Raw genomic sequence first — 14024 nt, forward strand, 5'->3', positions numbered from 1 at the left:
AGGTTGCCCAGGTTTCAGATGATCAGGCCTTAGCCTGGTATGAGGCCGATGCCGAACTGTGGACTTTAGTGATTAAACCTTGGATTCTAGTCCAGGCGGTTTCTAAATAAACTTAGTTCTGAGAATGCTAGTAAATATGTCCATTTTTATTAGCATAGCTGTTTAGTACGGCTTTGGCTTCGTCTCGGCAGACTTCAGTTATTACTTCTATCTTTCTTTTTTCAAGACCCGCTTTCCAAGCATTGGGTTTATCTCCTTCGTCAAAGCCTATCGCTTCGGCATCTTTGCCTGTTGCCGCACAGACGACGCGATGAATACCTGACCAGGGGATTGCTCCCAGGCACATAGCGCAGGGTTCGGTACTGGTAAGCAGTTCTAACCGGTGCTCGGATTTTGCTAGTTCGTAACTACCCAGTTGTTGTTGAGCCAAGCTGATAGCAAGGATTTCTGCGTGTAATATTGATAGACCTTGGCTTGTGACCAGGTTGACACCTAAAGATATCAGTTTGCCAGACTCGGTCTCAAAAACGCCTGCGGCAAAGGGGCCGCCAGTATCTTTATTAATGTTTCTTTGTGATGCCGCGATGACGAACTTCATTCGCTCGCTCAGGCTTTCACTTATCTGGTAGCTAGCACGATATTCACTTAACCAGTTAGGAAGCTGGATTTCTAAAGAGTTTGCGTAGGGGTCAATCATCTTTTACACGGCTTTTAAGACTGAGTAACTGGCGGTTATGTGTTTTCGAGAGTGTGATAATAGCCAGAATCGCGCCTACCAGTGCAATTGCCATATCAGATTGAGTATCCCAATTATCGCCTTGAGTACCTAAAAATGCTTCTGCTGCCTGGTCTGATAAGAGTGCGACCCACCATTCGATAAGTTCATAAAATGCGCTGAAGGCCAAGCATATGCTAATAATATAGAAATTGAGCCAGCTGACGCCGTTAACGACCTGCTTTCGAATAAGGATTTCTCTGGCAAGAATGGCTGGGACAAAGCCTTGTGCGAAATGGCCAACTTTATCGTAATTGTTGCGGTCCAAGTCCCAGGCTTCTTTTATCATGTCGAACAAGGGGACTTCTGCGTAGGTGTAATGTCCACCAATCATTAAAATGATACAGTGAATCAGGATTAGGAAGTACAGCAGGGGCGTCAGTGGAAAGCTTCGCCTTGTCGTAACGATTAATACCAGGCCGATGATCGCCGGAGCGACTTCTAGCACCCAGGTATACAAGTCTATAGGTTCGTAGCCTGACCAGCCGAGCACGGCAAAATAGAGTGTAAGCCAAAGAACTTGAGTTGCATTTGCCGGCATAGCTGTCCACGTCCCTTAAGGTTGCTTTTTTCCTTGTACAGTATGGATGATCGTACCACCAAGCATCGCTGCGACAAACAAAAAAGTATCGCTGTGCAAGTAGCTTAAGGCGGCAATAGCCGGGCCAGGGCAGTAGCCATAAAGCCCCCAGCCGACGCCGAACAAAACAGAACCAATGATCAGCCGCTTATCCAGTTTTTGTTTGTTTGGAAGACAAAACTCGCTATTTATTATCGGCCGACGCTTGAAAATAAAATGGTAGGCGAGCATGGTCGTTCCCACGCCGCTAGCCATAACAAACATTAACGTCGGATCCCAGTTGCCGAATAGGTCGAGAAAGCCAAGGACTTTTTCTGGGTTAGTCATACCTGAAAAAGCGAGCCCCAGGCCGAATAACAGACCAAAGAAAAGATATATTAGAGCATTCATATGACATGCCTCACGATAGCTACCGTGATGATTCCGCTTGTCATAAAACAAAGTGTAGTGATGATCGAACGCAGGGAAAGGCGACTAATGCCGCAGATGCCATGGCCGCTGGTGCAGCCACTGCCCATTGACGTACCGTAGCCCACAAGTAGTCCGGAAAGGATAATAATAACCGGATGGTTTGGAATGGGTTGAGAATTAATTTGGCTGAGCTCGCTTAAGCACAATGCACCTAAAGCCATTCCTGCTAAGAAGGCAAAACTGTTTAAGGTATTACCTTGTGTGCGCTTAACAAGGCTCTGAATCATGCTGCTGACACCGGTGATACGACCGTAAAAAAGCATAATAAGGCTGGCCGAAAGACCTATCAGTAATCCACCAATTAATGCGGGTGTTATATTCTCCACGAGTACTCCGAGAAATGTTGTTTAAATTTCGGCGGCAGCATAACAGTTTTTTAGGTCAAAATTTAGGCTTGGGCAAAACCTTTTAGTGTCTGAAAAAAGCGATAAGGTTGATCGATAAGCGGTGTATGCCCGCTGTTTCGGAAAGTGAGAACATCGCAATTGGGGTGATGGTCGGCAATGCGGAGTTGGCCGGTACAGGGGTACATCGTTGATTTAAGCCCAACGACTAATGTCAGCGGGCTATTCAGCTTAGCGATAACGTCGAGCATGTCGTAGTCTTGTTCTATGTAGGCTTTCAGACAGGTGATGTAAACGGGCCAGTTATCGACAGGCATTATTTTGCGGGCCAAAAACTCATTTGAGCATACTCTCCTGGCAATCGCTTTGTGGGATGAGCGAGACAGCGCATCAGAGAAGAAGCTTGCTAAATTATCCCATAACTCTTTTCTTAGTGTTTTGGGGAGGGTGTCGTAGGCTGCCTGAGCCTCAATATAAGGGTCTAGCTTGCCTATTAGGTCTGTCGCTTCGGAGAGTCTTTCTTGGTTTTCTGCGCCAAAAAGCCCCCATTTCCACTCACTATCATTAAGGCATTTGGGACTTTGGTCGATATGTAGATAACGTTCAACCTGATTGTCGCTATATTTTTCCTGGTACTTAAGTGCAACAAAGGCGCCCATTGATATACCAGCTAATTTAAAACTCTCCAGCTCTAAGGAAGTGATTATTTGCTGTAGATCGTCTGCGTAATTGGACATGACGCAATCCCGGTCATGGTTGATGTGATGGGAAAGGCCAAAACCTCGCAAATCGGGAATGATAAAACGCTGCTTTCTTGCTAAGGGCAGGGCAAAAGGTAGCCAATGCAGAGACTGCATACCAAAGCCATGGAGTAGAATGATCGGAGCTGTGTTAGCGTTTTTGGGGCCAAGGTCGCGCACATAAATTCGCTGACCGTCAGCAGTATTGATATATGGCATAAATTCTTTTTCTTATTGCTATTGATGAGCTAAATTTATTAAGCACCTACTTATTACGGAAAGAATACTGAACATCATGTTGAATAGCTATGCTTGCCTCAAAATGCTGCACCGCCTTTTTCTATTGCTTTTGCTTGCAGGGCCACTTAGTGCGCTTGAATTAAAGGATCGTTTAGATGAGCCTTCGCGAACCTTCAACAATGTCGAGAAGTCGGCTTTTCTTGATGTCACGACTCTCGGTGATCGATTGCTAACAATCGGCGAACGCGGCGTCATTGCTTACTCTAATGACGGAGGTGAAAACTGGGTTCAGGCAAAGGTGCCTGTTTCAACGATGCTCACAGCGATGTACTTTGTTGATGATACCCATGGCTGGGCAGTGGGGCATAGTGCCGTGGTTCTTCATACGCAAGATGCTGGCGAAAACTGGACGCTTCAGTTTGATGGCAAGCGAGCTAATGAGCTGCTCCTTGACGGTGCTAAAGCAGACTATCAAGCTCTTCGGGAAGAGTACGATGCCGCCGATGAGGAAGCTCAGGACGATTTGTCCTACGATTTAGATGATGCCGAATTCGCCCTATCGAATGCTGAGTTTGATAGCCAGTTAGGGCCAGCGAACCCTCTTTTGGAAGTGTATTTTGAAAACAAAGATAAAGGCTATGTTGTCGGTGCCTACGGTTTATTTTTTGCAACCGAGGATGGTGGTAAGACCTGGTTTTCGATGGCAAACCGTTTAGAGAATTTTGACCGTTACCACCTAAACTCAATTGCTGTTTTATCCACTGGTGCCGTTTTGATAGTCGGTGAGGCCGGCACAATGTTCGCCTCATATGATCAGGGGGAGAGCTGGGAAACCTTATATAGCCCATATGAAGGCTCTTTTTTTGGCATTCAGGAAGTCCCTCAGGTCAAAGAAGTGTTGATTTATGGTTTGAAAGGCAATGTGTATAGCTCAGCCGATGAAGGTCAATCATGGGATAAGGTTGCTACGCCTGCAACGACTAACTTAACCGGCTCTACGATTGATGAAAATGGCGTGGTGATATTAAGTGGCTTTTCAGGTGTGATTGTACGCAGCACCGACCAGGGTAAGACTTTCTCTAAAGTTAAACAGTCGGGTCTAGAGGCTTATAACGCTGTTGCGACATTAAAGAACTCTGAATTGGTGCTGGTGAGTGATCATGGTGTCCACTTTCAGCCTTATTAAGATGCGAATCTGACACTTGAAAAGTAAGAAGAGTGAAAAACGATAATGAGTGAAATCGAACAACAAGAGTTACAGAGCGTTAGTCTTGCTGAGCCAATGGTCGAGCGGTGGATATTTAGCCGAAGGCTGGTTGTCTTGTGCTTATTCCTCTCTGTATCTTTGTTTTTGGCTTATATGGGGACGAAGGTAAGGCCTGATGCCAGCCTGGAAAGAATGATCCCCTTAGAGCACCCTTATGTTATCAACTTCCTTGAGAACAGAGAGGACCTTGAGAACCTGGCGAACTTTATTCGAATCTCGGTCGAGGCCAAGCAAGGTGATATTTTTGATAAGGATTATCTGGATGTACTAGAGAAAATTAGTGATGAAGTGTTCTATTTACCAGGGGTGGATCGTACAGGGTTAAAGTCTCTGTGGACGCCTAATGTTCGCTGGGTTGAAGTGACAGAAGAGGGTTTTCAGGGAGGGACAGTTATCCCTCATGACTATGATGGAAGTGACGCAAGCCTGGAACAAATGAGACAGAACATCTTGCGCTCGGGTGAAATCGGTCGCCTGGTAGCGAATAATTTTAAGTCTTCGATTGTCTATGTCCCCTTGTTGGAGAAAAACCCAGAGACGGGGGAGCCGTTAAATTACCTCGACTTTTCTAGGGTGTTGGAAGAAAACGTTAGGCAGCGCTACGCGGGAGAAGGATCTAAGGTCAACATTCAGATTGTTGGCTTTGCCAAAAAAATTGGCGACTTGATTGAAGGTTTCTCTGCGATCGTTGTCTTTTTCGCTGTTGCTGTATTGATTACTGCGGCTTTGCTATTTCACTATTCCCGATGTCTTACCAGCACCCTGGCAGCTGTTGGCTGCTCCATTGTTGCGGTGGTATGGCAAATGGGGATTATGCACTTACTAGGCTATGGTCTTGATCCTTATTCGGTGCTGATTCCTTTTATTATATTCGCGACTGCTATTAGCCACTCGGTCCAGTTTATCAATGGCTTGACCCACGAAATGGGCGCAGGGTTTGAGTCACTCGAGGCAACGCTTCGTACTTTTCGTCACCATTATGTGCCAGCGATGCTTGCCTTGATTAGTGATGCAATTGGTTTCATGACCCTGATTGTGGTTGAGGTGGATGTGATAAAAGACTTGGCCGTTGGTGCCAGTGTTGGTATTGCCAGTATTATCATCACCAATATGGTATTGCTGCCTATTATTATGTCTTACTTTGGTGTGACTAAGCGTGGTATCGCGCATGTGCGTAAGGTAGAAAAGCACCCCAGCCCGATATGGGCAAGAATAGCGAAGATGGCATCTCATAAATATGCTTTGCAGTTTATTATTCTTGCGCAATTTGCTGTGGCAATGGGTCTTTATGTCTCCCAGGGGTTGAAGATTGGAGAGCTAGATGCGGGTGCTCCCGAGTTACGCCCTGACTCTCGTTATAACCTGGATAATGCATTTATTACCAGTAACTACTCGACCAGTGCTGATGTCATGGTGCTGATGGTTAAGACGCCACAAGAGCAATGTGTATCTTATGAAGTGATGGATTTAATGGAGCGTTTGCAGTGGGAGCTAAATCATACTGAGGGTGTTCAATTAAGTGTTTCGATAGTGAATATTTCAAAGGCGGTCACCAAAGCATTTAATGAAGGGAGTTATAAGTGGTTTGAATTATCGAGAAACCAGAAAATTATCGACACTTCTTTGCAGCACGTGCCTTCGGGCTTTATTAATCGCGATTGCAGCTTAGCCCCTATTTTCATTTTTCTTAATGACCATAAAGCGGAAACCTTGCAGCGAACGGTTGATGTGGTAGAGGCTTACACGGAGACCTTTGAGTCAGATGAGGTGCAAATATTGTTGGCGGCTGGAAATGCAGGTATTGAAGTCGCGACTAACCAGGTGATAGCTGAATCACAGACTTTTATGATGGTTATTGTTTATGTGATTGTCGGAATGATGGTTTTGCTCGCCTACCGCTCTATGCGAGCCGTTGTTTGCATTGTTATGCCTTTGATGATGACTTCCATTCTATGTACGGCCTTGATGGCCTTTTTAGGCATTGGTGTGAAGGTTTCAACCTTACCAATTATTGCTTTGGGTGTGGGCTTAGGTGTCGATTACGGTATCTATATCTACTCTCGTCTAGAGGAGTACCTAACGCAAGGCATGACTTTACAGAGAGCTTATTTCCATACGCTCCACTCAACGGGTAAAGCCGTTGCTTTTACAGGGCTGACCCTGGCTATCGGTACTACAACCTGGATCTTTTCGCCGATCAAATTTCAAGCGGATATGGGGATACTGTTAACCTTCATGTTTCTTTGGAATATGCTTGGCTCAATTACCCTATTACCCATGCTCGCCTATTACTTTGTCAAAGATGGTGAGGAGGATGAGCTTGTTGTGTATCGAGATGACCTGGCCTGAGATAACTCAGAGTCGAGACCGGGTCGACAACTTTGAACTCGTGACCGCAAATGTCAAAAACAGGCAAGTGCTGTCATGGAGAGGCGCCGGCTAATAATGCTAATGTGCCTTTTTTACATCAAGTCTAGCGTGGGCTGATGTTGTGTAAAAAGATTATACAAAACAATCATTACATAAAATAAAAAGGACTCATTATGAAGAAAATAATCGCATTATTACTTATTTCTGCGGGACTCACAGGCTGTGGCGGTGTTGGTAGTCTAGTCAGCAATGACCGTGTAACAGACGCTGACAACGATCAAGTTGTAACCATTGGGGATTCGATTTTCGCTTTATCCGGTAAGATTCAGGATATTCTTGAAGACTATGCTGGAGAAACGTTCCGTCAATATACTATCTCGGGTGCAGAAGTAACGGGCGGTATCTATGCAACTGATATTGCAACGCAATTCGAGATTGCCAAGAACGATAATCCGAATATCCAGACGATCGTTATGGATGCTGCAGGTAACGATATTCTTATCCCTATCATTACTATGTTTGACTGGTACAACTGTAAGACAGAGTGGTATCAGTGGTGGGGTTTAAGCTCTTCTTGTAAAAACCTGATTGACGACTTGTATGTTGATGTCGTTAATTTGTTGAATAATATCGATGCAAATGGTGTTGAAAACGTTATCTTCCTTGGCTACTACTACCCTAAAAATGCACTACTTTGGTTGGATGATGTGGAAGAAGCGGTTGATTATGGCGATATGCGTTTAGCCCAGGCATGTGCGAACTCTACAGCAAATTGTACCTTTATCGACCCTCGCTCAGTAATCAATGACCGCGATATTATTATTGATGGTATCCATCCTGCGACCAGTGGCTCGCAAAAGCTCGCTGACCTTATTTGGCCAGTATTGCAGCCAATGTTATAAAAGAGGATAGGGCCTGCGACCTGATATCGTAGCAGGCTATCTATTGGATATCTTAATTAGGCAACCCACTTGTGAAGCAAGTGGGTTGTTTTCATTTTAAGGAATGATAATCAATGAAGAAATCGATTATTGGGCTGGTAGTGGTAGCTGGTAGTGTTACTGTCTATCAGTTGAGCGTTAACTCGATGGATATAGCAAATACCTCTCTGGAGCCAGAGAGTATCTTAGGAAATTATAGCCTGGAGGTGCCGGTTCAAGCTGTTAACGAAACTGAGTTAGGCGCTTCGGAATACGATGACTTTGATCTTCAGATATTAGCTCAGCTAAGAGCAGACTATAAAGAACATATTGCCGAGTTGAAGGTTCAAGCGAGTCTTTTAACAGTAAAACGTTATATATTGGAAAAGTATCCGGAAAGTGGGGAGGAGCGTTTTACTCGCCTTGTGCTTGCAGCGTTCCCTGAATTTGCCGAGTCTATTTTTCGTGTCATTGAAGGTTTAGAGCGCTACCAAAACTGGGTTTCAGAAGAGTATTTATACCTGGAAGAATTATCTCCTTTAGCAAAAAACGGTATGCTCTGGGAAAAGCGTAGAGAAATTTTTGGCAGTGATGCCGAACTAATTTGGCAAGATGAGAAAGATAACCTTAACCAAAGCAAACTTAGAATGCAGGAAGTTTTTCATCAGCTAGATCAATCAAATGAGACGAGCCTGGATGAAAAGCTATTTCAACTTCGTAGTGCAATTGATGAAAATTTAGCTGGAAGTGTCCAGGACGCAGCCCTTAGTGAAGGGGTAATCTCTCGAGCCTTTTTTAACCTTAGCTCTGTTCAAAAGGGTTTGTCTGAAATGCCTGCTGAAGAGCGACAGATAGAGATAGATAATATTCGGCGCCAGTTAGGTTATTCAGAAGAGCAAATTGAAACACTTGCTGCAAAGGACCAAGAACGTGAGGCGAGATGGCAAACTGGTTACGCCTATATGGCTGAGCGAGCTGAATTGGTGGCGAGCCTTGATGCAGAACAGCTTGATGAGTCTCTTGCCGAGCTTAGGCAAAAATACTTTGAGCATGAAGCTGTTACGATTCAAAGGGAAGAGGAAATGGACTTCTGGCGTTTTAACAGGCCTAGGAAGTTTGGTAATAACTAAGAGTCGCGTATGCCAACACTTCTAGCTAAGGAGAGGAGATACGCTATTCACCTCTGTGGCTGAATAGCGTTAACAAGTGCTTTAAGGGATGTCGATAGAAATCGTTTCAGAGAATTGGCTTTGAATCTCATTGCTATCGACTGTTGCAATACGCAGGTACATTGTTCCTGATTGCACATCGCTGATTATGTAGTTGTAGGTCTCACTACCTGTGCTGTTAATACGAATGCTTTGGTTTAGCTCGGTGTTGTTATAAGCATATTCGATAACATATGCTGAAATTTCACTACTTTCCAGTGCGCTGCCGTCTTCACGTGTGCTTGGCGCAGACCAGCTTAGCTCGAGTGAAGAAGGTAGAGAGTTAACCGAGACCAAGGCTTCTTGTGAGTAAGCTTCACTGCTGGCATTACTGACGACTACAGAATATAAGCCGGTATCTTCGATACCCGCATTGCTGATGCTCAAGTCCTGCGAATTAGCGCCAACTAACTCTTCGCCATTGAATAGCCACTGATATGAGAATGGGCCGTCTCCGCTAGTGCGAACTGTTAAGTCTACACTTTCACCCGCGTTGATCTCTTGTGAATAGGGCTGCTGGGTTATGCTTACCGGTACACTTATAGATAATACGCTTAGGTTTGCACTGAAAGATGTAGCGGAGCCTTGCGTGTTACTAACTGTCACATCATAGCTCCCTGCATCACTTAACTCGACTGAGTTTAGGCTTAAGGTATTGCTATATGCGCCGCTAATATCCGTGCCATTGTGTCGCCATTGGTAAGTCAGAAAGCCTCCACCGCCAGCGTTGACGCTAAATGAAGCGGAGCTTCCTTCGGATACTGTTAATGAAACGGGGTGCGAGTTAATGCTGGGTGCTGCAAGTTGTTCATTGACGGTAACGCTGACAAAGTTTGAATAAACCTGGGAAACATTGTTGCTAATCGATACTCGGTAACTTCCCGTGTCACTTATTGAACTTGGGCTAATCGTTAAAGTGCTATGTGTTGCGCCAGGAATTAAGGAGCCGTTCTTTTGCCATTGATAGCTGATTGGATCTCCGCCAGTCGCTAAGACGCTGAGAGAGATTGTTTCCCCTTCAGTGACGATGCTAGCGCTAGGTTGCTGGGATATGCTGACGGGTAACACGTTTTCTTCCACTGAGACAAGGGCTTCTAGCGAGTGGATAGTTTCCTCACTGTTGGAAATGGTGACACTATATAAACCAGAATCGCTAAGTTGAGCGCTCGTTTTATTGTAGGAGCTTGCTGTCGCGCCCGGGATATTCTCGCCATCCTTCTGCCACTGATAGCTTAAGCTTCCCGCTCCGGATGCGAGAACAAACAAAGAAAAGCTTTGTGATTCACTGGTATGTATGGACTGCGGTTGAGTTTGAATTTGAAGCTCAGCGCTGTCGAGATCTTCTGCAATATTTTGAGCATCATTGGTGATACTGCTCAGTGCGCTAGCATAACTATTTCCGTTGTCAGAGTAGGTGTCCAGGTATGCAGAAAGCTGCTCTGCTAGGTCGCTTGCTGTGTAGAACACGTTCGCTAAGGGAATATGATCAAGCAATTGGTTCGTGCCTATCCACTCTGTATCAAGCGCGTGCTCATAAAGAGAAGCGCTTAGAATTGCTTGCTTTAGAGATTCGTCACTTGCATCCGAGAGCTTTGTTAGGTCAAGTGTTGGGGTAGTTAAGGGGTCGCTCTCTAAGTCAAAACTTTCCATGACCCACTGAGTGGCTGTTACTATGTTTTGCGCATTTAAGCCCTGAGGCAGAGACTGCGCAGTTTTAACAATAAGGTGACTTAAAGGTGAAAGAAACGTTGTGGAGTGGGTTTGCTTGCTTGTTAGACCTAAGAGTTGAAAATAAGCTGGGAGTCTGACTGCTTCACCAAACGAAAGTGTTTGGCCAGATATTTTTTCAATACAGCCTTCTACCAGGTCGCAAAGCATGCGAGTATCAGTATCTACGCTTAGTGAGAGTAGAACGAGCGTGCCATCTTCAAGTTCGTTTAAGTCTAGTGAAAAATAGCCGGATGAGTCGCTGCGTGTTTGTGTGATCAGGCTATTATCTTCGGCTCGGTATGCGCTGATTATGCCGTTGCTGATGACGCCTTTAACAGCACGTCCATCAACATTGTTATCTTGCCGGTCGCTATCAAAAAATTCGCAGCCACTTAAGAACAAACACATTAGCAGTGTACATAGTTTGGAGAGTGCTATTTGACTTGTATCTTTTGCTTTCATAGTTGTACATTCGAAATATTCATTATGGACAGGCATAATTCAACAACTCGCCCCTTCCTATAAAATGACGCAAGAAAGGGCTAAAAACCGCAAATGTATAGTGGTATGCGCGATTTCAACAGTTGGAATAAACGTAAAGAATCTAAAACGGGCTTCTGCGTAATGTGCAGTTATTAATAGAGTAACGCTGCTAATCTCTATATCTTATAGGTATGTATGAGCCAAGATCCTGAAATCCTTATCCGATAGTTAAAATTCTAACTAAAGAATTGTAACTTTGTGTGAAAGTGATATTAACATTACGTAATAGCTTTGTCTTGTCTGTACCAGTAAAAGTAAGACTTAGGGGATTTTATTTACTCGCTTAGAGAGTGCGCGTCGGAGAATTTCTTGCTGGTCTTCGTCTTTACAGCTATATAGCTGCTTGAAATCACTCAATATAGGACCGAAGAAGTCCTTGAAGTGCTGCGAATCCTGATAAACTTTGTATGCTTTCTGTTGAATTGCATCGCTGGACAGTTTCTCGGTATTTGAAATGTTATATAACTGCTCTATTTCCTCTTTGAGAGAGGCGATCAAGGGCAGGTTGGGATTATTTTCTGGGTCCTCAGGTTGCAAATGCTCCCATAAGCTTAGCAATGTCTCCTTTGCTTGGTGGGTGTTGGATAGGTCGGCTTGGGCAGCAATATCCAGACACTCAACAGACTCTTTGAACATGGTTTCGGTTTCTGCCAGTTTAGCGCTGATCTTGTCATTAAAATCATCTGTTTGAACTGAAAGCGTGCGCACTTCATCTGCAACAACGCTAAACCCTCTTCCTGCATCGCCTGCTCGAGCGGCTTCAATCGCGGCATTGAGCGCAAGGAGGTTGGTTTGTGAGTTGATCTTGTTTATATCTTCTAGATGCTCAACTACTTCATGAAAACGTGCATCAATATCGTCAAAGTTCTGGTTTAAAGTAACAGAAGCCGCCTGAATGTTTTCAAATTGCTGAATCAGCTGGGCTAAGGCCTGATTCGAAACTTCTCCAAAGTTGTTGAGGCTTTCTAGTGTGCTGGGCTCAAGGTTTTCATCTAAAGATTTTGATAATGATTTAGCATAGCTGTCTGCCCGTTCGATTGTCTCTGCAGTTTGTGTCGTATCGTCAGAAAGCGAGTGTGTAAGTTTTTCAGTATCCTCTGCAAGCTGGGCGATAAGCGCAATTTTTTCATCCATCATATGGTGGATTTTATCGAATAACTCAATTTGCGCCTGCTTTTCTCTTGCCGCCCGTTTTGCTCGCGGTGTTTGGTCATAGGGCACTAAAGATCGCTCAATGCGTTGCCAAATCATAAAGCCAACGATCATTGTCATGAACACTAAGGGAACGATGACGTAGCTTGGTAGCGGCGGTGCGATGACTAGCCAGCCAGTTGCGAGAACCTGCAGGAAAAGCAGACAAGCGTATTCATATTTCATTGAGTGACCTTTATCACCAGTGTAAGAACCGAGCGCTAAAATGTTTCGAGTGCGAACGACAAGACGAGCCTATTTAGCGAGCAAGTCTGGCCTCAGTGTCACTAGAAGCAATCGTTTTAGCTTGTTTGAATAAGTCTAGTATGCTTACGTATTTCTACAATGTTTGTAGAAAAAATAACGACCGCAATCAGCGGCGTCTTGGCTTATATCGGCCAAGACGGTGAGATCTGGAGTTATTTTGTTTTTAGCTTCCAGTTAACTGTTTGCCCGGCATAAAAAGGAACAATTGGATTGCCATTAGGGAGAATGATTTGCTCCGGGATGGTCCATTCTTCTTTTTGAAGTGTGATAGTACTGGTATTGCGTGGTAGTTGGTAAAAATCTGGGCCGTGATGGCTGGCAAAGCCTTCGAACTTGTCGATCGCTCCAAGGTCCTCAAATACTTGCGCATAAAGCTCTATAGCGCTCCAGGCACTGTAGCAGCCAGCACAGCCGCAAGATGACTCTTTTTTCGCCTTTTCGTGAGGTGCTGAGTCGGTTCCAAGGAAGAATTTGCTTGAGCCACTCTTTACAGCTTCTCTAAGCGCTGTTTGGTGGGTGTTGCGTTTAAGTACAGGTAGGCAGAAGTTATGGGGCCGAATACCGCCTACGAGCAGGTCATTACGATTAAGGAGCAGGTGTTGGGGAGTGATCGTTGCGGCCAGTTTGTCTGAGCCTGCTTGTACAAACTGAGCAGCTTCAGAGGTTGTGATATGCTCAAAAACAACTCTTAGCTCGGTAAATTTTTCGGTGATAGGGGCTAGGTGTTGTTCAATAAAAAACTTTTCCCGATCAAAGATATCAACCTCATGAGAGGTCACTTCACCGTGAATCAGTAATAACATGTCGCAAGCTTGCATTGCCTCAAAAACCGGGTAAAGCTCGTTCAAGGCTGAAACTGCAGCATCGGAATTGGTTGTTGCTCCTGCTGGGTAAAGCTTGGCTGCAATAATGCCCGCTTGCTTGGCGCGAGTAATGTCTTCGGGCTTTGTATCGTTTGTCAGATATAGGGTCATTAAGGGAGTGAAATCGACTCCTTCAGGTATAGCGTTTTCAATTCTGGCTTTATAAGCAAGTGCCATTTCTGTGTTAACAACAGGCGGGACAAGGTTAGGCATCACTATCGCTCGCTTAAAGCACCGAGCGGTTGCCGGGACAGTTTCTGCGAGCATGTCTCCATCTCGAAAGTGAAGGTGCCAGTCATCGGGGGCTTGAATAGTGATTTCTTGCATGGGATATCCTGAATCAAAAATTTAAGCTTATATTATGCCTGAAAATATAGGCTTCAGGAAATTCAGGGTGGGAGGACAAGGTATGGATGACTAACTTGTCTGGAGGGATCTCAGGCGCTTACTTTGCCAACTACCACGCAATACCAGTACTATCACACTTCAAAAAGAAGAATGGACCATCCCGGAGCAAATCATTCTCCCTAATGGC

13 protein-coding genes are annotated in these 14024 nt (G+C 44.8%); 5 read left to right on the top strand and 8 right to left on the bottom strand.

The window, feature by feature from the left end:
* The coding region (locus A3761_RS29000) for a DUF2288 family protein (protein ID WP_156491762.1) at positions 1 to 110 on the top strand (110 nt) is incomplete at its 5' end.
* Between the two features lie 17 nt (positions 111 to 127).
* On the opposite strand, the gene A3761_RS08735 is transcribed toward A3761_RS29000, so the two are convergent.
* The 5 genes from A3761_RS08735 to A3761_RS08755 all read right to left on the bottom strand — a co-directional run bounded on the left by A3761_RS08735 (position 128) and on the right by A3761_RS08755 (position 3129).
* Entirely contained in the window at positions 128 to 697 is a 570-nt protein-coding gene (locus A3761_RS08735) for a nucleoside deaminase (protein ID WP_068509914.1), read from the bottom strand.
* Positions 690 to 1316, bottom strand: a complete 627-nt coding sequence (locus tag A3761_RS08740) for a DUF2238 domain-containing protein (RefSeq protein ID WP_068516744.1) — start codon at positions 1314 to 1316, stop codon at positions 690 to 692. Before A3761_RS08740 ends, A3761_RS08735 begins: the two co-directional genes overlap by 8 nt.
* A gap of 15 nt (positions 1317 to 1331) precedes the next feature.
* Positions 1332 to 1745, bottom strand: coding sequence for a DUF6691 family protein (locus A3761_RS08745; protein ID WP_068516746.1), 414 nt, complete (start codon positions 1743 to 1745; stop codon positions 1332 to 1334).
* Positions 1742 to 2152, bottom strand: a complete 411-nt coding sequence (locus tag A3761_RS08750; RefSeq protein ID WP_068553464.1) for a YeeE/YedE family protein — start codon at positions 2150 to 2152, stop codon at positions 1742 to 1744. Before A3761_RS08750 ends, A3761_RS08745 begins: the two co-directional genes overlap by 4 nt.
* 62 nt (positions 2153 to 2214) lie before the next feature.
* On the bottom strand, positions 2215 to 3129 hold the full coding sequence (locus tag A3761_RS08755) for an alpha/beta fold hydrolase (RefSeq protein ID WP_068509332.1): 915 nt from the start codon (positions 3127 to 3129) through the stop codon (positions 2215 to 2217).
* A gap of 76 nt (positions 3130 to 3205) precedes the next feature.
* Between A3761_RS08755 and A3761_RS08760 the strand changes: the two genes are divergently transcribed.
* The 4 genes from A3761_RS08760 to A3761_RS08775 all read left to right on the top strand — a co-directional run bounded on the left by A3761_RS08760 (position 3206) and on the right by A3761_RS08775 (position 8837).
* Positions 3206 to 4336 (top strand): YCF48-related protein, encoded by a 1131-nt coding sequence (locus A3761_RS08760; RefSeq protein ID WP_082865196.1) that lies wholly within the window; start codon positions 3206 to 3208, stop codon positions 4334 to 4336.
* A 45-nt stretch (positions 4337 to 4381) separates the two neighbouring features.
* Complete coding sequence (locus A3761_RS08765; protein ID WP_068516754.1) at positions 4382 to 6766, top strand: RND family transporter; 2385 nt, start codon at positions 4382 to 4384, stop codon at positions 6764 to 6766.
* Positions 6767 to 6960: 194 nt separating this feature from the next.
* Entirely contained in the window at positions 6961 to 7689 is a 729-nt protein-coding gene (locus tag A3761_RS08770) for an SGNH/GDSL hydrolase family protein (RefSeq protein ID WP_068516756.1), read from the top strand.
* A 113-nt stretch (positions 7690 to 7802) separates the two neighbouring features.
* Complete coding sequence (locus tag A3761_RS08775) at positions 7803 to 8837, top strand: hypothetical protein (RefSeq protein WP_068516759.1); 1035 nt, start codon at positions 7803 to 7805, stop codon at positions 8835 to 8837.
* A gap of 81 nt (positions 8838 to 8918) precedes the next feature.
* Here the strand turns inward: A3761_RS08775 and A3761_RS08780 are convergent, their stop codons facing one another.
* From A3761_RS08780 to pyrC, 3 genes are all read right to left on the bottom strand, one after another.
* Positions 8919 to 11087: an immunoglobulin domain-containing protein gene (locus A3761_RS08780; RefSeq protein WP_197470008.1), complete on the bottom strand. Its 2169-nt coding sequence runs from the start codon at positions 11085 to 11087 to the stop codon at positions 8919 to 8921.
* A 342-nt stretch (positions 11088 to 11429) separates the two neighbouring features.
* Positions 11430 to 12545, bottom strand: coding sequence for a methyl-accepting chemotaxis protein (locus A3761_RS08785; RefSeq protein ID WP_068516764.1), 1116 nt, complete (start codon positions 12543 to 12545; stop codon positions 11430 to 11432).
* 233 nt (positions 12546 to 12778) lie between these two features.
* Positions 12779 to 13816 carry a dihydroorotase gene (gene pyrC / locus A3761_RS08790; RefSeq protein WP_068516767.1) on the bottom strand — a complete coding sequence of 346 codons (1038 nt, stop codon included), beginning with the start codon at positions 13814 to 13816 and terminating at the stop codon, positions 12779 to 12781.
* Positions 13817 to 14024 lie beyond the last annotated feature (208 nt).

The organism is Oleiphilus sp. HI0123, assembly GCF_001635315.1.

What these genes read in the sequence shown, in the direction of transcription:
- A3761_RS08735 (WP_068509914.1), bottom strand. Translation starts at nt 697, where the DNA reads ATGATTGACCCCTACGCAAACTCTTTAGAAATCCAGCTTCCTAACTGG.
- A3761_RS08740 (WP_068516744.1), bottom strand. Translation starts at nt 1,316, where the DNA reads ATGCCGGCAAATGCAACTCAAGTTCTTTGGCTTACACTCTATTTTGCC.
- A3761_RS08745 (WP_068516746.1), bottom strand. Translation starts at nt 1,745, where the DNA reads ATGAATGCTCTAATATATCTTTTCTTTGGTCTGTTATTCGGCCTGGGG.
- A3761_RS08755 (WP_068509332.1), bottom strand. Translation starts at nt 3,129, where the DNA reads ATGCCATATATCAATACTGCTGACGGTCAGCGAATTTATGTGCGCGAC.
- A3761_RS08760 (WP_082865196.1), top strand. Translation starts at nt 3,206, where the DNA reads ATGTTGAATAGCTATGCTTGCCTCAAAATGCTGCACCGCCTTTTTCTA.
- A3761_RS08765 (WP_068516754.1), top strand. Translation starts at nt 4,382, where the DNA reads ATGAGTGAAATCGAACAACAAGAGTTACAGAGCGTTAGTCTTGCTGAG.
- A3761_RS08770 (WP_068516756.1), top strand. Translation starts at nt 6,961, where the DNA reads ATGAAGAAAATAATCGCATTATTACTTATTTCTGCGGGACTCACAGGC.
- A3761_RS08775 (WP_068516759.1), top strand. Translation starts at nt 7,803, where the DNA reads ATGAAGAAATCGATTATTGGGCTGGTAGTGGTAGCTGGTAGTGTTACT.
- A3761_RS08780 (WP_197470008.1), bottom strand. Translation starts at nt 11,087, where the DNA reads ATGAAAGCAAAAGATACAAGTCAAATAGCACTCTCCAAACTATGTACA.
- A3761_RS08785 (WP_068516764.1), bottom strand. Translation starts at nt 12,545, where the DNA reads ATGAAATATGAATACGCTTGTCTGCTTTTCCTGCAGGTTCTCGCAACT.
- pyrC (WP_068516767.1), bottom strand. Translation starts at nt 13,816, where the DNA reads ATGCAAGAAATCACTATTCAAGCCCCCGATGACTGGCACCTTCACTTT.